This window comes from Cognataquiflexum nitidum (assembly GCF_022538055.1).
Lineage (GTDB): Bacteria > Bacteroidota > Bacteroidia > Cytophagales > Cyclobacteriaceae > Cognataquiflexum > Cognataquiflexum nitidum.
Window position 1 is genome coordinate 1 of the sequence record NZ_JAKZAM010000003.1, and the last position, 19630, is coordinate 19630.

Here is a 19630-nt window from a genome sequence, read left to right on the forward strand (position 1 = left end):
TATTTCGGAGAAAAATTATTTGACAGACTTATTATTGCGGCAGTTCAGACTTACGTGTGAAGTTAGGGGGAGTCATATTATTTTTTATGTGTATCCGCTTTCTTGCGCGAAGCCAAACAATAATTTGTTGGAGGAGCCATTAAACACCCAGTGGACTGTCGTCTGTGGATGAGTATCTGCATTCTATACAATCTCCTATAGCCCAACTCATAACATTGCGGATACACATGTTATTTTTCTTTTTTAGGCATTGTCCCGAGGATGTAGTCCCAAAGAGGTGAACTGACGCCAAAGGCTACATCAGGGTCTTTGTAATGATGTACTGCATGATTTACCCAAAGGACTTTGAGGAAATTTTTTGGAGGCTGGTATGCATGGACGACATAGTGGACACCCAAGTAGGCGGCGTATCCGAATAAGAATCCCGGAAGGAAATACAAGGCATAATCTCCCATAATGAGAGTGAAAACAGCATAAAAGATCAACACATATGCCGCACTTACGAAAGGAGGCATTGCAAGTCTATCTTTGTCCCTAGGGTAGTCATGGTGAACACCATGTACGCTGTATTGGAGCTTATCCTTGATCGGAGTATCAGGTTCCATGTGAAAAAAATGCTTATGCATCATATACTCCACAAATGTAAAGGCAAAGATTCCCGCGAGCATTACCAAAATCCCAATACTAAAAGAGATGGAAGTAGTCGTTGCTGCAAAATAAAGGCAAACTACAGAAATCAAAAAGAACAAGGTTATCGGAATGAGAATATGGGTTCTTGAAAGTTTTTCCAGAAAAGGATTCTGAAACATCTGGGCAGAACCCATATTGTCAGGCCTGTCCAACCTTCCTATTTTTTTCAATGAACTGGTACTTGTTGGCATAGTTTTAATATTTGAGTTACTGAATAATATCACTTACCCTACTTCAGCTTAAAAAGCTTGGCGGAACTCATATTTTATTTACTTCACAAATCTACATTTAAAACATAATAATCTTAATTAGGAACTAAAAATTCCCTACTGATTCAAAGCAAACTTCATACTCAAGGATTTTGTTTCTTCCAAAGTTTTCAAATAAACCCGCTCATACATCGGGAGTATTTTAGAAACATCAAATTCTTGTGCGCGTGCAAGCGCCCTTTTTTTGAACCCTTCAAGGTTCTTGTCATCAAGGATTTCGAGTGCTTTTTCGGTCATTGTCTTCACATCTCCGATTTTACAGGTAAATCCGGTGACTCCGTCAATGTTCAGTTCAGGGATTCCCCCTGCATCAGAACTCAACACCGGGACCTCACATGCCATTGCTTCCAATGCGGCAAGACCAAAACTCTCCTTTTCGGATGGCATCACAAAAAGATCGGCTACCGAGAGCACTTCTTCCACAGCCTCCAGTTTACCCAAAAACCTGATATCATCACAGGTACCAAGATCCCTACAAAGCCTTTCCATCTTGTCTCTTTCAGGACCGTCACCGACAAGTAGCAATTTGGCAGGTATCTTTTTTCTCAATTCATAAAACACATGGATCACATCCTCCACACGCTTGACTTTTCTGAAATTGGAAGTGTGGACCAAAAGTTTTTCCCCATTTGGACAGATTGCCAGTTTGAAATGTTCCTTCTTTTGTCTTTTAAACCGTTCCAAATCAATGAAATTTGGGATAACCTCAATTTTTTGCTTGATATCAAAGTGTTCAAAAGTGGCTTTCCTCAAATCCTCTGAAACGGCTGTGACAGCATCCGACTGGTTGATGCTGAAAGTGACTACAGGTTCATAGCTTGGGTCTTTGCCGACCAAAGTAATATCGGTACCGTGGAGTGTAGTGACTACAGGAATATAAATCCCCTGCTCTTTGAGAATTTGCTTGGCCATATAGGCCGCTGAAGCATGGGGAATCGCATAGTGCACGTGGAGCAGGTCAAGTTTTTCAAAGTTTACGACATTCACCATTTTGCTTGCCAGGGCAAGTTCATAAGGCGCATGTTCAAACAATGGATAGCTTTTAATATCCACCTCATGGTAGAATAGGTTCTGATTGAAAAAGTCGAGCCTCGTAGGCTGTCGGTAAGTGATGAAGTGGACTTGATGGCCTTCTTTGGCTAGGGCTTTGCCTAACTCAGTGGCTACCACTCCACTACCTCCAAAAGTAGGATAACAAACGATTCCTATTTTCATGCTGGCTGAGATGAATGTTTAATAACAAAAAATTAAACACGCTTTATACATTAAATTGTTCAATTCTTTTGATTTAAAATTTTTATATAAAAGCTGTGTTGCTTAAATCTCTTTGTCTTCCCCTAGGTATTCCACTCCTATCAATTGTCCATGGCTTGGTAAATGATATCATGGATTTCCTGACGGACACCATCTTTGAGTAGCAGGTTGTTTTCTGCGTAGGGGTGGACACGGTTGGAAAGAAATACGTAAATCAGGTTATTATCAGGATCTGCCCATACGCAGGTTCCTGTAAATCCCGTGTGGCCAAAAGTACTTTTGGGTGCCAGGTTTCCTGCACTTCCGCCCTTACCCTTCTCAGGTTCCGGTTTGTCCCAGCCCCATCCTCTTCTGCTTTGCGTGGATTGCCTTTTGGTAAATTCGATGACTGTTTCTTTATCTATAAATTCGACATCTCCATATTTTCCACCATTGAGCATCAGCTGCATCATGACAGCGAGGTCATTGGCCTTCCCAAATAGTCCTGCATGGCCGGCTACTCCTCCATACATGGCCGCTCCCGGGTCGTGTACATAGCCTTGGATCTGTCTTTTTCTAAATGCCACATCGTCTTCTGTCGGGGCAACAAGGTCGATAGGGTATTTATTGACCGGATTGAATGTCATAGAGTAGAGGCCAAGGGGTCCGTAGAGATTTTGTTCCAAAAATTCATCTAAAGGTTGATTTGTCAATTCTTCCACCAAGGCCTGCATCAGGTACATGGTCAGGTCAGAATAGACATATCCATATTTTCTTTTATTGGGCTCGGGTTTTCTGAGATCAGACTTCAGTGTCCATGTCCAAATACTGTCACGAAGAGAATTGATCGCAAACATATCATTGGATACCGGAAGGGAAAAACCTTGCTCCGTCACCGGCCGGTAATATTCAGACTTCCATTGTCCTGCTTCTACTGTTTTGGCATAATGGGGCATAAATGCAACAAGACCTGCCTCATGGGCAAGGATGTCTTTTAATATCAGCTGCTCCTTGTTGGAATTTTGCAATGCCGGAATATAGCGACCTATAGGCCTGTTCATGTCGATCATGCCACGACTTTCCAGAAACATTACCGCCTGCGTCGTAGCCAAAATTTTGGTGATGGATGCAAGATCGTACACTGTCTCGGTGTTTACTGGTTTGGTTTTCTTGTAATCATAGTGGCCGTATGCTTTCTCAAAAACCACCTGACCGTTTTTTGCCACCAGTACAACGCCACCTGGAAAGGCTTCCTTGGCGATGCTTCTAGCCATGATCGTGTCAATTTTTGCAAGTTTCCTACTGTCTAGTCCTTGACTCTCAGGTATACTATAGGAAAGCCTCCCCAATCCCTCCAAATATCCGCCAGTTCCCTGCCTCAGGGTCAGGTTGGCCGACACAGGCAGCATTCCATAGGCATTTCTTGCTCCAAAAATAATTTCAGGCACAAGCCTTTGGGTAATTGGATTATTTTCAAAGGCTACAATGTTGTGCGGCATTTCGGGCAGTGACTTGATGGAATAGGCACTTCCAAAAACTGTCAAAATCACCTTTTTGTCTTGGCTTAATTTTTTGACAAATTCCAAATCGCTCAGACTTACACCAAAATTTCTTTTTGGGGTATTGGTGATTCCCATCATCCCGACGATGACGGTTTGGTATTCTTTCAGTTTGGCAGCCATGTCATTGAGGCTTGCCTCATCTGCACCCTTGCTGATATCAAAATGGTCAAACCTTGCATACTTATCCAGTTTTTTCTGAAATTCAGTACCGTTTCCACCTATGGTAAGGGAAGCCATTCGCTCCATATCAAGGTGCCTCAATGGAAGAAGGTTGTCTTTGTTGGAAGTCACGGTAATGGCTCTTTCATAGAGTTTTTCTACCAACAATGCTGCCTCAGGCCTGTTGATTCTTTCGGCAAGTTTGAAGGTTTCTACAGGTCTCCTTTGGTCCAATCCTGCCCAAAATTTGGCTTTGAGTATTCGTCTGATTTTTTCATCCACATCCTCTTGACTGATCTTACCCTCAGCAATGGCCTGTAGGATAAGTGCTTTTGCTTTAGGAACATCCTGAGAGTAAAGCAAAACATCATTTCCTGCCAAAAGTGCATGCAAATCCACTTCTCCCGGCTTCATGTATTTGGATACACCCTTCATATTCAGTGCATCGGTAAATACAAGGCCATTGAAATTCATTTGTTTTTTCAGTAAATCCGTAACGACATACTTCGAAAGGGTAGTGGCTTTGTTGGTTTCGCTGTCCATACTCGGCACATGCAGGTGGGCGACCATGACGCTCATCAGGTCATTTTCGATCAATTCCCGATAGGGATAAAGATCAATATCCTTGATTCTTGTCTCGGAATGCTTGATGACAGGCAAGGTATAGTGAGAATCTGTCTCGGTGTCCCCATGACCGGGAAAATGTTTGGCATTGGCCATGACACCATTGTCCTGCAAGCCCTTCATGTAAGCCAGGGATTTGCGGGTAACCAATCTTTTTTCTTCCCCAAAAGCCCTGTATCCGATTACGGGATTTTCAGGATTGGAATTGACGTCTACCACCGGGGCAAAATTGATGTGCATCCCCAATTCTTTGAATTGAAAGGCTATTTCTTTGCCCATTTCATAGATAAGTTCTTCATCAGGAAGGGCACCCAAAGTCATTGCTTTGGGAAATCCAATGATCGAATCCAAGCGCATGTTGACTCCCCATTCTGCATCCATGGCAATAAAAAGAGGCATTTTGGCTATAGACTGGTAGTAGTTTGTCAGGTTGGCCTGCCTGACAGGTCCTCCCTGAAAAAAAATCAGTCCTCCAATATTTTGCTCCCGGACAAGTGTGGCTATTTCGTCGATATGCTTTTGATCTTTGTTGGAATAAGCCGCTACCATAAACAATTGCCCCAACCTTTCTTCAAAACCATTTGTCTCAAAAACACTGTCCACCCACTCCATCTGCCTTCCCAGGTTTTGGGAAAGCAGAGGATCCTTTTTATCCAATTTTGAATCCAAGTCGGATTTCTCCCAACCCATCAACGCATCCGACTGAAAAATCACCACCATCCCAAGGAGGACACCCCAAACTTTTACCCGCATGCTATTGTTAAATTTTTATTGCTTAAATTTTAAAATAACTTTGTATCAATATACATCAATTTGTACAAACATATACGAAAAAAAGAAGCCCAAAGTATCAATATGTGATGATTGGGACAGATGTTTTATAATTGAATGATTACCAAATTGAATTTAACCGTCCTATGAAATTACCTTCTTTATTCAGAACAGCCCAACCCATGCGGTTTGATATCAAGCCTAGGTTCTATGATCCTGTCAAAGAGGAAATTGAACAAAGGACCGCTAGGATCAAAAAAGAACTTCAGATGGAAGGAAAGCTTCCTTATGAGGAAGGCTATGATCCCGAAAATGACTCATTCAGGGGTTCTGCCATCCGAGGCGCTTTTACTCAAGGGAGTCCCATTAAGGGAAAAACCTCCACTCCTTTTTCGAATACGGGATTTTTGAGGTTATTGATTTTTTTGGTTTTGATCGCCCTGGTATTTGGATATGTGTATTATGGTCCTGACGCAGTGTATTATCTTCTTTATTTTGCCATAGCTATATTGTTGGTTTCATTGGTTGTAAAGCTTAAGGGAAGGCTCAAACAATGAGTGACATCATTCACCTTCTTCCGGATGCGATAGCCAACCAAATTGCCGCGGGAGAAGTAGTACAGAGGCCGGCTTCAGCCCTTAAAGAACTCCTTGAAAATGCCGTAGATGCCAAAGCCACACAGGTGCAGGTTATCGTCAAAGACGCCGGCAAAACCCTCATTCAAGTTATTGACAATGGCAAAGGCATGTCCATGACAGATGCGAGGATGAGTTTTGAGAGGCATGCTACTTCCAAGATCCGGAATACAGAAGATTTGTTTTCGATCCGCACATTCGGTTTCCGAGGAGAAGCATTAGCCTCCATCGGCGCAGTGGCCCAAGTCGAAATGAAAACCCGTCAAAGCGGGGCTGAGTTGGGCACTGTCATTGTGATGGAAGGTTCGGAGGTAAAAAAACAAGAACTTGTTTCATGTCCTGAAGGAACCTCGATATCGGTTCGGAATCTTTTTTTCAATGTACCTGCCCGAAGAAATTTCCTAAAATCCAATCCCGTAGAGATGCGCCACATGGTGGAAGAGTTTCAAAGGGTGGCACTCTCCTACCCGGAAATCGGGTTTACTTTTATTCAAAACGACCTAGAACTTTTTAGGCTTTTGCCGGGTAAACTCAGCCATAGGATATTGGGGATTTTCGGGAAATCCTATCAGGGACAATTGGTATCCTGCCTGGAAGAAACGCCACACCTGAATGTCCGTGGGTATATCGGCAAACCGGAATCTGCCAAAAAAACCCGCGGTGAGCAATATTTCTTTGTCAACAACAGGTTTATCAAAAACAATTACCTCAACCACGCTGTCAGCAACGCCTTTGAAGGACTGATGTCAAACGACATGCAGCCGTTTTATGTACTTTTTTTGGAAATAGATCCAAGTCATATTGATATCAATGTCCATCCAACCAAAACAGAAATTAAGTTTGACGATGAAAGGACGGTATATGCAGTCGTAAGGTCAGCAGTCAAGCAATCACTTGGCGCCCACAATGTGGTGCCTGCCTTGGACTTCAGCTTTGACGTGAATTTTACCGAAAACTGGAAATCCAATAGCGAGCAAAACGAGGCTGTCCATACTGAAAATACCTTTAAGCCTGATCCCCAAACTCAGGACAACAAATACAAAACATTCCAAAGTCCCGCCTATCAGAGGCAATCTGTTTCAGGTTGGGAAAGGCTATTTGAGGGTGGGGGAAATGCCACAGAAATTTCCAGAGGAAAGGAAATAAGAAATTTGGGAGATGAGGAAATCCTGACCATCTCCTCTAAAGCCAACGAAGATGTTCTCCATTTTCCTGGGGGGAATGCTACCGGTGCGACATTTCAAGTTGAAAATAATTATATTGTAGCTCAAATGTCCACCGGCCTGATGATCATAGATCAACAGTCGGCGCACGAGCGGATTCTATACGAAAGATACCGCAAGCAGCTCCAACAGGCTGCCGGGGCTTCGCAGCAATGTCTGTTTCCTCCCCATATCCAATTGAGTCAGGCGGATTTTGCATTGGTGATGGACATCAAAGAGGAACTGATGAGTCTAGGTTTCGTAGTTGTGGAATTTGGCAAAGACACGGTTTTGATCCAGGGAGTGCCTGCTGACATTCAGGTCAATAATGAAAAGGCCCTTTTCGAAGGATTGCTGGAACAGTTCAAACACTTCAAGTCCGAGCTTTCATTGGATAAAAGAGAAAACCTCGCAAGGTCACTTGCCCGGAGATCAGCCATCAAGCGGGGCAGCAAACTGGATACGTCAGAGATGGAGATTATCGTGGGTCAGCTATTTGCCTGTCAAAATCCAAACTATGGGCTTTCGGGGAACAAAACTTTTGTCAAAATCGATTTACATCAAATTCATGGCTTCTTTACCAGATAGTGTATGTTTAGAAATATCACCCCCATAGTAAAAAATATTTTAATCATAACCGTTGCAGTCTATGTGGTGACGGCGTTTTTGATGCCACAACTGAATGGCCTGCTTGCTTTATATTATGTCAACAGCAACCGGTTCATTCCCACCCAGTTTTTGACGTACATGTTTATGCATGCGGATGGATGGCACCTTTTCAGTAACATGTTTGGCTTGTTTATTTTTGGTCCATTGTTAGAGGAATTTCTGGGTCCAAAAAAAATCCTCACTTTATGGATGGTCTGTGGTGTAGGTTCGGGATTATTGTATTCAGGATATACAGCTTATCAGATGAACAAGCTCGATAATAAAATAAGTGAATTTTATGAGGAGCCTAGTCCAGAACTATTCAACCGGTTTGTGATAGAAAACAGACACCATTTCAAAGCTGCCGTATTTGATTTTATTGATGCCTATAGCCGAAATCCGGAAGATCCGGCTCTTATCCAAAGGGCAAAGGAAAATATGACTGCCACTCGGGACAACCAAGCTAATGTCCCCATGGTCGGTGCTTCCGGCGCTTTATTTGGAGTATTGATTGCTTTTGCCATGCTGTTTCCAAACACACAGCTCTTTTTATTGTTTCCCCCTATGCCGGTCAAAGCCAAATACTTGGTTTTGTTTTATGGTCTTTATACGATTTACAACGTAATTAATAACAACCCACTGGACAATGTAGCCCATTTCGCACACCTCAGTGGCTTGATCGTGGGTGCAGGATTGGTATATTATTGGAAAAAAAGTAGAAAAGATTTTTATTAAAACTGACTATGTACGAAGGATTCTGGTATAACCTCAAAAACGCATTTAAGCTTCAAAACAACAGCTTGTACAAGATCATTGCGATCAACATTCTGGTGTTTTTTGTGATGGTTTTTGTCCGGGTGATCTTAACCTTTTCTGGGGCAGGCAATATTTACGAGAGTTTCAGGTCCCTGCTGATGATGCCGGCGGATTTGCCACAATTGATCATTCAGCCATGGTCTGCATTGACATATATGTTCTTTCACGAAGGAATTTTTCACATCCTTTTCAATATGTTGTTCTTATATTGGTTTGGTCTTTTGCTTTCCGAATATCTCGGAAGTAAAAAATTAGCCAATATCTATATTTTGGGTGGCTTGGCAGGTGGGGTGCTTTACCTTGTGATGTACAATATCTCCCCGTATTTCGCAGATTCTTTACCTACCGCGCGGATGTTGGGAGCGAGTGCAGGCGTCTATGCTGTGGTGGTGGCGGCTGCTACTTTGGCACCCAATACGACCTTTTTCTTATTATTGTTAGGTCCGGTCAAAATTAAATATATAGCCATATTTTACGTGCTGATTGCATTTGTAAATTCTACGGGAAATAATGCAGGAGGTGAATTAGCGCATCTTGGCGGGGCCGCTTTGGGCTTCCTTTATGTCTATCAACTCCAAAAAGGAAGAGACATCGGCTCATGGATACAGGCAATCGGGAATTTTTTCAAAGGAATATTTTCCAGAAAATCTTCCGTAAAAGTCACCTACCGCAAGAGCAAAACCTATTCTTCCGGACAGGATTATTCCAAGACATCTTCCACGAAACCCACCGCAACGAAAGTTGAAGTCGCTACCCAAGAGGAAATTGACTTGATTTTGGACAAAATCGCTGCCAAAGGATATGATGCCCTCAGTAAAGAAGAGAAACGCAAACTTTTTGAATTCAGTAAGAAGTAGGTTTTTGGATGGACAGTTTTTCGATAATCAGTTGGTAGACCTACATTTGGTCATCCCTTATTGATAATTACCGACTTCCTATTCAGAACCGATTCTACCAAAACATGATGGGATTAATCTACCCCAACTGAGCAACTTCATTTTTATTGGCCAACTGTCCACAGGCAGCATCAATGTCCTGACCACGGGATTTGCGGACTTTGGCTACGATACCATTGTTTTCCAATATTCTGACATACATTTCCACGGCATCTTTGGATGCCTGACGGAATTCCCCTTCATCGATCGGGTTGTATTGGATGATGTTGACTTTGGAAGGAATGATTTTGCAGAATTTGGCCAAGGCCCGGGCATGTTCCTCGTTGTCATTGATGCCATCCCAAATCACATATTCATACGTGACTTTCCGCTTGGTTTTTTGGTACCAATATTTCAGGGATTCCGCCAAGTCCTCCAATGGATTGACGTCATTGATCGGCATCAAGCGGCTTCGGGTTTCGTTGATGGCAGAATGCAGCGAAATGGCAAGGTTAAACTTGACTTCATCATCGGCCATTTTTTTGATCATTTTGGGAATGCCGACTGTCGAAAGGGTAATTCTCCTCGCCGCCATACCAAGACCTTCGGGCGAGGTGATTTTATCGATGGCTTCGATGACATTGGCATAATTGAGTAGGGGTTCGCCCATGCCCATAAAGACGATGTTGGTCAGGGGGCGGTTGAAGTAGGTTTCTGCTTCTTCCTTGATGGCGACGACCTGATCGTAGATTTCATCCGGATTGAGATTGCGCATGCGCTTCAACCGGGCAGTGGCGCAGAAATTACAATCGAGGCTGCAACCCACCTGCGAAGAAACACAGGCTGTAATCCGCTTGGAAGTGGGAATCAGGACGGATTCCACGATTTTGCTGTCAAAGAGCTTGACTGCATTTTTGATCGTACCGTCAGATGAGTGCTGCATCAGGTCGACATGGATATGGTTGATGATAAAGTTGGCTTTGAGCATTTCCCGGGTTTCCTTGGAGATGTTGCTCATGTCATCAAAGTTTTTGAGAGACTTGTTCCAAAGCCATTCATACACCTGCTTGGCGCGGAACTTCTTTTCCCCCTTTTCGATAAAAAATTCCTCCAACTGCTCCAAGGTGAATTTTCTGATGTCTTTTTTTACGCTTCCTTCCATTTTGCAAAGGTAGGGGATAAAAAGAACTTGTCCGCCGTGGCGGATTGGAAGATTGTAAAATTGAAAAATTGGAAGATTGGAAGATTAGGGTTTAAGGTTGGGGAATATTTTATTGTTCAATAAAGAAATCTTCATCCAAATGTTTTAATTCATAAGTAGCCTTCACCTGCACTCCAACTTTATATTCTAGCATCAAATCAACAAGTTTATTTCCGTCAATTAAAATAATTTTGTGATGAGCATTTTTTGCTTTTTCGATTGCGCCAATGTCAAATAAAGATGTTGTTACAAAGACACCTTTATTTGTATCCCCGCTCATTGCACCAATAAAATTCCTAATGTCTTTTTCCCTCACTTTATTTTCTGTAAACCTTTTCGCCTGAATAAAAATCTTATCTAAGCCAAGTTTATCTTCATTTATTATTCCATCAATTCCTCCATCTCCTGACTTGGATGTTTCCACAAAGTCACCATATCCCATTTTTTTAAGCAGAATTAAAATAACCTTTTCAAAATAATATGGGTCTAGAGATTTTAACTTGAACAGTAATTCATTTTTCACTTCAGTTTCAATCTGCCCGAACCCTTGATCGATAAGATCCTGTGGAGAAGCGTTTGTTAGTTTTTTTATCTCTTGAATTCCATTTGAATTTCCTGAATATTCACCCGAATAGAATTTAAAGAAATCCTCTGAATCTTCAACTTTATCGAGAGTCAATTCTCCTTTCTTGTTTAATCCCTTTTCAGTTATACCAACAAAACCTCTTTCGGGATAATGGATAAAGCCACCTTTCTTTAGGTAAGATTTTCCCCAAGCTATACGGTTATTGATTAAAATTTCACCAGACTTGGTTTTTTCTTTGAGTAATTCTTCAGGTAAATGTGAATAATATTTTTGTATAACCAGTTCTTGTAATTCTCTTGTATGGATTTTCTCTCCATTACTTAGGACATCCAAGATAGGATTAAATGTTTCATGGAATTTCGGCAATTCTAAGTCTTTCATTTTATTTGGGTGATAATATGAGGTACTCAATTTTAGGCTTCCTAGGAAAATTGATGATTTCCTATGAATTAACAATTTGGCTATTTGCATTTTGGAACAAATGACAAATTAGGACTTGAATATCAACTAATATCCAATATCAATCAATATCAAATCCTAATTTGTATAAATTAAAATATCCTTGTTACCCCTTCATCAAGTCCCTCAACTCCGTCATGGTATTCCTGATATCGACGATGCTTTCCCATTCACGATCTTTTTCGCCATGCTCGATACCCACATAACCATGATAGTTATGAGAAAGCACTATTTTCATCATCCTGCTGTAATCCAGCGGAGATTCCTTGCCCCTGTCATCCCAAACCGTTGGCTTCAGACTTACGCCCTTTGCCGTAGGCATCAGCTCATCGACCCCGCGATAAGAGTCATAGGAAACAACCCTTTTGTCATCTGAATGGATCCTGAAATTGCCAAAATCAGGCAAAGTCCCTGCCCTTCTGTGGGCGGTCTGTTTGATCAATTCGGCAAGCCATTTGGCATTGCTGGAAAATCCTCCATGGTTTTCGATCACTACATTGATGTCAAAATCATCGGCAAACTCACACAATTGCCTCAATCCTGAACTGCAGACATCAATCGCCTGCTGTTCAGCTTTTGGATCCTCGCTCCATGGTACTGCGGTGTAGGCATTGACACGGATCGAGTGGCATCCCAAAAACTTGGCGGCCTCCACCCACTTCTTATGGTTCTCAACTGTCTGCTTGCGCTCTTCGGATGTGGCTGCACCCAGCATGCCTTCTCTGTCACACATGATCAAAACCGAAGTGACTCCCTCGCCTTCTGCACGGGTTTTCATTTCCCTGAGGTAGTTCATGTCTTTGGCTTTGTCCATAAAGAACTGGTTGACATATTCCACCGCATCGATGCCGTGCTTCTTGGAAAGCATGGCAAAGTCGAGGTGGTCCATTTTTCCGGCGAAAAGCAACCTGTTTACCGACCATTCGGCGAGTGAAATCTTGAATAAGGGATCTTCATTTTTCATAGAAAATGCAAATTGGGGAAGGCCAAAAGTCAGTGCTGCTGCAGCGACTCCTGTTGTTTTTAGGAAATTTCTTCTGTCTTTCATGTTTTGGAAGGGTTGGTTAAAAGTTAATTCTTTAGGCACTCAAATCGGACCTATAAGCCGGAAATTCTGATCCAAAACAGTTGGAAGTCGGAAGACGGAAGACCGATGTCAGCGACTTTTTAGCATTGAACCATGAATCTTTTTTCATTTACTTTTTAATATATGAAATCAGATTTCCCAACCGGGTCTGTAGTCACGTGTCAGGAATTTATTGGCATTTTCATCATTGGTGATTTTAAGGGTAGCGGCGTCAAAGTCCACTTTTTTATTTGCCCGCAAGGCTACTGCCCCGAGATTGATGGTATCGGTGATGGTTTGGGCACGGATAAAACTTCCTGGAGTCTGTTGGCCCGACAAGATGGCTTCGACCCAAGCGTCAGTATTACGCACAACCGCCCTTGAATCTATCCGCTCCGAAGCAGGTCTTTGGCTCATTTTGCTTTCAGGAAGCAACACGGGATTTTCACCCCTGAAACCACCGAGGATTTTACCTTTTGTCCCCACAAGCATCAAACCTTCTTCGGGAGTATCCCTGCCATCCATTTCTAGTTCCTCGCATGCAAATGGCTTCATCCCCCCATCGTACCAAAACAGGTCAAATGCCGGCAATGCTGCCTGTTCGGGAAACCTCCATTTGATCATACTGCTCGCGGGAAATGCGACATCGTTTTTGACCCATTGATAGACTTGGTTGATTTCCTCGCGGGAAGTGGTACCGAAAGCCCTTGCACTCAAAGGGGATTTGGTGATTCCCAAAGTTTCAAAAAGGGGAAACAAACTGTAATGTCCCATGTCTGCCACAGAACCTCCACCAAACTCATACCATCCACGGAAGACATTGTGGGTATAGTTGGGATGATAGGGCATGTCAGGTACAGGCCCGAGCCACAGGTCCCAATTAAATCCTGCAGGAATTGGCTTCGGTTCGGTCGGTCTTTTGGTCCACTGTTGCCACACAGGACGGTAAGACCAATTGTGGATTTCGGTCAGGTCGCCGATCAGACCTTCATCCATCCAAGCTTTCAACTGCCGGTATTCAGGTCGGTCTGACCAAGCCAAAAGATGGGTAATCACCCCGGTTTCCTTTGCTTTTTCGATGACTTTTCTTCCTTCCAATAGCCGGTTGGAAATCGGTTTGTGGGTCACCACATGGATTCCCTGAGCCATGGCCGCCAAAGCAATCGGCGCATGGGTATGGTCGGGTGTCATGATTTTGACGGCATCGATCCCTTTTTCTTTGGCAAACATTTCCCTGAAATCTTCATAGGAGGCGCAGCCCTTGTATTTTTTGGCAGGTTTGTTCTTGCCGTAATATTGCTCCACATAAGCCTGTCCGACATCCCGGCCTCCGGGGATTCCGGGAACATTGTCCCACCAAGTGTCATCTCCCAAGACTTTGCGGATGCCATTGGCGGACCAATCGATATAGCCGGTGCTGTATTTGTTGGAATCACAGACTGCCACCACCCTGACTTTTGGGTTTTGGAGCAAATCCCCCATTTCACGCAGGCCTTGGGTGCCGCAGCCAATGTTGGCCACGGTAATCTGATCAGAGGGAGGAATCTTGCCGCTTCCGGCGATAACATGGGATGGGACGATGGAGATGGTCGCTGCTACTGCAGCTGCCGAACCGATAAATTCTCTTCGGTTGATTTTATTCGATTGATCCATTGGGCTTACGTTATTGAAGGTCAATAATTTAGGCAGTTGGAGCCAAGAATCAAAATCAGGAAATATTTTTCTATTTCCACTGACTTACTAAATATAAATTCTCAATTAAAAATCAGAGGTTCAGGAAACAGAATTCTTCAAAGAATTCATTGAAACCACTTTAACCTTCCCCTTCAACCCAAACAAGGGCCTGACCCAATTCCATCTCCTGATACCGAATTCGTAGATCAGCCAGGCTATCCCAAAAGTTCCGATAGACATAAGAGAAAATTTGACAAAAAGTCCCAAATCTGCATGCATCAGGAAATATCCCAATGTGATGGTGATGGTCTGATGGAGGATGTAAAACGGATAAACAGCCTCGTTGGCATAAGTAAGTTGCGCACTTGGCTTGTTGAGGTAAGCGGCAGCATAGCCAAAGAGTACCAAAATCCAAGCCCAAAGGTTGATGACTTTAAAACCCGCCTCGACAAAATGCACCAAAGTCGAATCTTCATAAAGCTGCCTCAAACCAACCATCAGCGTAAATCCGACCAAACCTAGATAAAGGTATTTTCGACGGTTTCCCTCCACTGCTTTCCAAAAGATATCCTTAACGGATATCAACAGAAAACCATAGAAAAAGAAAGTGATGAAATTGATGATATTGAACCAATCCCCGACCAAAGCATGGGTAGACGGAAAGAATGGTTCCACCAAAGATTCCCAGATATAAAGCGGAATCACCAGCCAAAATAAGCCAAATGGTTTTGCCGCCAACTTGCGCATTCCTCTCAGAATCCCCGCCTGTGGATGGTCTCTGAGGTACAAAAAGACCGGAATCAAAACCAAAGAAAACAACAGCAGATAAGGCAAAAACCAAAGGTGGTGCCAGGAGAAATTTCCTTCCGGATAGACTCCGATAAATGCTTCCGAAGGCCAAAAGTCGAAATACCCTCCACTGAACTGTCCCTTGTCCAAGCGCTCAAAGTATACCTGTGGCGGTACTATCAGGATAATTCCGGCGATCAATGGAATCAGCAGCCTTGCAATTCTTTCTTTGGCAAAAGCTCCGCTGCTTCTTTTTGAAAGTGCGTAATATGTGCCCATTCCCGAAATCACAAACAGGATGGGCAGACGCCATTGGTTTACAAAAAGCATCGGCCAACGAAGGTTGGGATAGATGATGTCATTTTTGATATGCCAACCCCAAGGGACGAAAAACATCCCCACATGGTAAAAAATCAACAATCCAAAAACGATAACTCTTAGCCAGTCTAAGTCTTGTCTTCGCATGATTTTAGATTTTTTATCCAAAGATTCTTTCCTTTAAATATAACAGGGGTAAGGCTTTCTTAGAAATTATCAGATGTTTTTGGACATGATTTTTTGGGACTGAATAAAACTAATCAATCTTCAATTCCCAGCCATTCAAATACATCATCAAAATTTACAGTAACAGAAGAATTGCCATCAGGGTGCAGATTTGGGAAAATTGTCAGGCTGTTTTCCCTGTCCATCAGCAAAGCTTTTACAAAATGAAGCTTATGCCCTTCTGCCAGGCTTTGTTGTCCTTCCAGAAAAGCCCTTCCTGCTGTGGTATTGCCGAAGCTTTGGGTGTTGGGCCTTTTAAGTATTGCGGCAAATAATTGTTCGCCTTCCCTACATGTAGACCTGTCAATCAAGACCGCAACTTTAGGTAAAGGAGACAAGACTTCCAATGCATTTGGAACGGTCACTTTTTGGACACCACCTATAAAGGATGCGCCGTTTGTATATTCCCACTGTTCCTTTTTATTGTCATTATAAAAAAATGCCCCCAAAACCCCTTCTCCAAGCAAAGGCCCCAATCCGGCCAACATTCCTTCAAAGCTCCCTTCTGTCAGGCTTCTGAGGTCTATGATCCAAGCATCTGTCCCTTCCAATTCTCTTGACCTAATTTGATCCTGAATGGCAATAGCCAAATCTTCGGGACTTAAACGGGAGGTAGGAATGTCCAAATACGCTATGTTTTTGGGTAAAGAGGGTGTTTGCTTTTGCCCTAGAATACAATCAAAGGCATTTTTGTCTCCTGCTACAATTTCCCCTCTTGAGTTGACCACATAACCTTTCTCATCCCCAATCAGCTCAAACACTTTATCTATTGCGGCATAAATATCCTCGATTTTCCTGGCACCCTTGGTCAAATCCGATATTGCCTGATCAATTTGGGATTTCTTTATAGTATAATTGTAGCTATATGAATCCAAAAAATCATTTTCAACCACCTGAAGAAATTCATTCAAAAAGGCCTCTGCTTCTGGAGAAATAGTTTCTTCATTTTTATCCTCAGTTTCCTGACAGGAAAAAGTCAGCACAACGATAGCTAGTATTGAAAAAAATCGCTTCATATGGTTCCCGTTATATCTTAGAATATTATAAAATATACTGTTAAATTCAAAAATTCAAAGAATTTTTTGAAATCTTGGATGATGATTTTTTTATTGAATGGCAATGATTTAATATTCCGTTGATGTGATTTATTTCCCTTTTGAATAAAAATCATGATTATACCTAACTTCTTTAAGTAAAGCTGGGTTAATATAAGCATGCAAAATTTTAATTTTCAAATTCTATTTCAATGAAATTTCTCCCCTGCTTAAGCTTTCCCAATTATTTGCTTTTAAGCATATTTTGTTTTTTACCATTCATTTCAAATGGACAGGATCAATCATTTACGATCAAAGGAACAGTCATCGATGCTGATTCCAAACAGCCGGTGCTCTTTATGCAAGTCGCTCTCTTCAAGCCGGGTGCTGATACTCCGTTGACTTTTTCCGATACCAAAGACAATGGGGAATTTTCACTTTCTGCACCAAATGGCAATTATGAATTGAATTTCTACCTGATTGGGTATGACAAGAAAACCATTACCGACATTCGCTTGAACGGCAATACCGATCTTGGAAAAATCGAGGTCAAAAGTGAAAACCAAAATTTGGAAGAAGTCGTGGTACAATCCACCAAATTCCCATTTCGCGCGGATGTGGAAGGCATCACCATCAACCCAGAAGCCAATATGTCTAACCTCGGAGGTACCTTGCTTGACATCCTGAGAAACACGCCTTCGATCAGTGTCAGTGATGATGGTACGATTGCGCTGAGGGGAAGTACCGGAACCAACATCCTCATCAATGGACGAAACTCATCTTTGACACAAAATCTTGATCAGCTGCCTGCAAGTGCTGTGGAGCAAATCAAAATCATCAACAACCCCAATGCAAGGTTTGACGCGGATGCTGAAGGCGGTGTGATAGACATTATCCTCAAAAAAGGAGAAGACCTCGGCACCAATGGAAGTGCAGAACTTACTTATGGAACAAGGGGAAGGATGAATACCGGAGCGAGGTTCAACCACCGGACTTTCAAGTACAATCTTTACGGGGGATACAATTTCAGAGATTGGAGAAATGTCGGTAAAAGAACTTCCGACAGGATACTTTTCGAAGAAGATGAACGCCTCCTACAGGAAACCGACATGGAATCCCAAAATATCGGACATACTTTCAACTATGGCGGGGATTATTATTTTGGCAAGAATATCATCAGCTACGAAGGGGTTTTCACTACCAATGTGGACAGTCAGATCAACACTTTGTATTCCCAACTCAGCAGGAATTCTACGGGAGAACCTATTTTGGATTTTGTTAGGAGAAATAATGAGACCGAAGACGATGACGGTGTGGACAATGCCATTATCTACGAAAGGACATTTGACAACCCCGATCAGTCATTCCGATTTTTGGCGAGCAGTTCTTACAGAAACCAATACAAGGTTCAGAATATTGATATTTTCAATAATTCGACTGACGCAAATGAAGAAAACCGCACCGGTCAGGAGCGGGGATTTACGGATGAAACTAGAAACATTTACGTTTTTCAGGCAGATTATATCCATCCTATTTCTGAGCAAAAGAAAATAGAAACAGGCCTGAAATCCATTTTGAGGGAGTTTGACAATGATTTCATTTTCCAGAGATTTCAGGAGGGCAACCAGGATTTTGTTACCGACCCCAATGTCAGCAATAGGTTTATCTACAAAGACCAGGTTTATGCGGGATACTTTATCTACGCGGCATCTTCCGAAAAAATTGATTATTCTTTTGGACTGAGGGGAGAATATACCAATCTCAACACCGAACTGATCAATACCAATGAGATCAACCGGCAGAATTACCTCAATCTGTTTCCAAGTGCGCAAGTGCTGTACAAAATGGATGAGGAAAATTCCCTGAAATTTACCTACAGCAGAAGGATCGACCGGCCAAGACCTTGGAGACTCAATCCATTTCCTGACATCACCGATTCACTCAGTATCCGAAGGGGCAATCCAAACCTTCAGCCGGAGAAAATCCATTCACTCGAGTTTGGCCACATGCTCAACAGGGCAAAATCAAGCTTTACCACCAATGCATTTTTCAGACATGTAGATGGGCAGGAAGACATGATTACCATCATTAAGGATGGGATTTCCTACATTCAGCCTGAAAATCTGAACACGGCGGTATCTTATGGATTAGAGTTGATTGGCCTGGGGGAAATCACGCCATGGTGGAATGTCAGCGGTGGTCTGACCATGTTTAGGATCATTGTGGATGGTTCCAATGTCGAAAATGGAGCGATCAACAAAGGTTTTGCCTGGAACACCAAACTCACAAGTGACTTCAAACTTCCTTGGGGAATCAATTTCCAGATCGTGGCCAATTATGATTCTCCCGAAATCGAAGCCCAAGGAAGGGATTTAGCCCAATATTTTATTGATGCCAACGTAATGAAAAACTTCTTCAAAAACAGAGGAAGCCTCGCTCTGAGTGTAAGAGATATTTTCGATACGAGGAGATTTGCCGGTGAAAACAGGACTGCGGCATTTTCACAGGATTTCTATTCCAAGATGGAAACAAGGATATTCTTGTTGAGCGCCAAGTTTAATTTTTGATTGAGGATCATGTATTTCTTTTGATTCCCAGAAATTAAAAAACGCGGGTATTGAAGTTTACTTTGTAGGCGTAAACTAGTTTACGTTCGTAATGTAAACTCATTTACTTTTGTGGTGTAAACTTTTTGGATTTTTGTAATCGGTAAATCCTAATTTTCAGAAAGGAATGACGGTTGGTGGTGCGTCATCTTGAATCCGAGGTACGAGGATGAAAGATCTCAGAATAA

The 19630-nt window shown here is 42.5% G+C and carries 14 protein-coding genes; 5 read left to right on the top strand and 9 right to left on the bottom strand.

The genetic code is table 11. The features are described from left to right. Nucleotides 1-230: 230 nt before the first annotated feature. The 3 genes from MMU07_RS02330 to MMU07_RS02340 all read right to left on the bottom strand — a co-directional run bounded on the left by MMU07_RS02330 (nt 231) and on the right by MMU07_RS02340 (nt 5290). Entirely contained in the window at nt 231-881 is a 651-nt protein-coding gene (locus tag MMU07_RS02330; RefSeq protein ID WP_241124225.1) for a sterol desaturase family protein, read from the bottom strand. Nucleotides 882-1016: 135 nt separating this feature from the next. After that, nucleotides 1017-2174, bottom strand: coding sequence for an N-acetyl-alpha-D-glucosaminyl L-malate synthase BshA (gene bshA, locus MMU07_RS02335; protein ID WP_241124226.1), 1158 nt, complete (start codon nt 2172-2174; stop codon nt 1017-1019). Nucleotides 2175-2314: 140 nt separating this feature from the next. Continuing rightward, on the bottom strand, nt 2315-5290 hold the full coding sequence (locus MMU07_RS02340; RefSeq protein WP_241124227.1) for a glycoside hydrolase family 3 N-terminal domain-containing protein: 2976 nt from the start codon (nt 5288-5290) through the stop codon (nt 2315-2317). A 164-nt stretch (nt 5291-5454) separates the two neighbouring features. Between MMU07_RS02340 and MMU07_RS02345 the strand changes: the two genes are divergently transcribed. From MMU07_RS02345 to MMU07_RS02360, 4 genes are read left to right on the top strand one after another with little or no spacing between them, the layout of a single operon-like run. Further along, nucleotides 5455-5865: a hypothetical protein gene (locus MMU07_RS02345; protein WP_241124228.1), complete on the top strand. Its 411-nt coding sequence runs from the start codon at nt 5455-5457 to the stop codon at nt 5863-5865. Further along, nucleotides 5862-7733: a DNA mismatch repair endonuclease MutL gene (gene mutL / locus MMU07_RS02350; RefSeq protein ID WP_241124229.1), complete on the top strand. Its 1872-nt coding sequence runs from the start codon at nt 5862-5864 to the stop codon at nt 7731-7733. Before MMU07_RS02345 ends, mutL begins: the two co-directional genes overlap by 4 nt. Before the next feature lie 3 nt (nt 7734-7736). Then, nucleotides 7737-8528, top strand: coding sequence for a rhomboid family intramembrane serine protease (locus MMU07_RS02355; protein ID WP_241124230.1), 792 nt, complete (start codon nt 7737-7739; stop codon nt 8526-8528). An 8-nt stretch (nt 8529-8536) separates the two neighbouring features. Further along, complete coding sequence (locus MMU07_RS02360; RefSeq protein ID WP_241124231.1) at nt 8537-9466, top strand: rhomboid family intramembrane serine protease; 930 nt, start codon at nt 8537-8539, stop codon at nt 9464-9466. 118 nt (nt 9467-9584) lie between these two features. Here MMU07_RS02360 and rlmN read toward each other — a convergent pair whose 3' ends face one another. The 6 genes from rlmN to MMU07_RS02390 all read right to left on the bottom strand — a co-directional run bounded on the left by rlmN (nt 9585) and on the right by MMU07_RS02390 (nt 16818). After that, nucleotides 9585-10646 (bottom strand): dual-specificity RNA methyltransferase RlmN, encoded by a 1062-nt coding sequence (gene rlmN, locus MMU07_RS02365; RefSeq protein ID WP_241124232.1) that lies wholly within the window; start codon nt 10644-10646, stop codon nt 9585-9587. A 109-nt stretch (nt 10647-10755) separates the two neighbouring features. After that, nucleotides 10756-11652 carry a restriction endonuclease gene (locus tag MMU07_RS02370; RefSeq protein ID WP_241124233.1) on the bottom strand — a complete coding sequence of 299 codons (897 nt, stop codon included), beginning with the start codon at nt 11650-11652 and terminating at the stop codon, nt 10756-10758. Between the two features lie 184 nt (nt 11653-11836). Beyond that, on the bottom strand, nt 11837-12778 hold the full coding sequence (locus tag MMU07_RS02375; protein ID WP_241124234.1) for a TIM barrel protein: 942 nt from the start codon (nt 12776-12778) through the stop codon (nt 11837-11839). A gap of 168 nt (nt 12779-12946) precedes the next feature. After that, nucleotides 12947-14449, bottom strand: a complete 1503-nt coding sequence (locus tag MMU07_RS02380; protein WP_241124235.1) for a Gfo/Idh/MocA family protein — start codon at nt 14447-14449, stop codon at nt 12947-12949. A 120-nt stretch (nt 14450-14569) separates the two neighbouring features. Continuing rightward, nucleotides 14570-15724, bottom strand: coding sequence for an acyltransferase family protein (locus tag MMU07_RS02385; RefSeq protein ID WP_241124236.1), 1155 nt, complete (start codon nt 15722-15724; stop codon nt 14570-14572). Between the two features lie 113 nt (nt 15725-15837). Continuing rightward, a complete protein-coding gene (locus MMU07_RS02390; protein ID WP_241124237.1) occupies nt 15838-16818 on the bottom strand; it encodes a S41 family peptidase in 981 nt (326 codons plus the stop codon). Between the two features lie 230 nt (nt 16819-17048). On the opposite strand from MMU07_RS02390, the gene MMU07_RS02395 reads away from it, so the two are divergent. Beyond that, nucleotides 17049-19403: a TonB-dependent receptor gene (locus tag MMU07_RS02395; protein WP_241124238.1), complete on the top strand. Its 2355-nt coding sequence runs from the start codon at nt 17049-17051 to the stop codon at nt 19401-19403. Nucleotides 19404-19630: the final 227 nt, after the last annotated feature.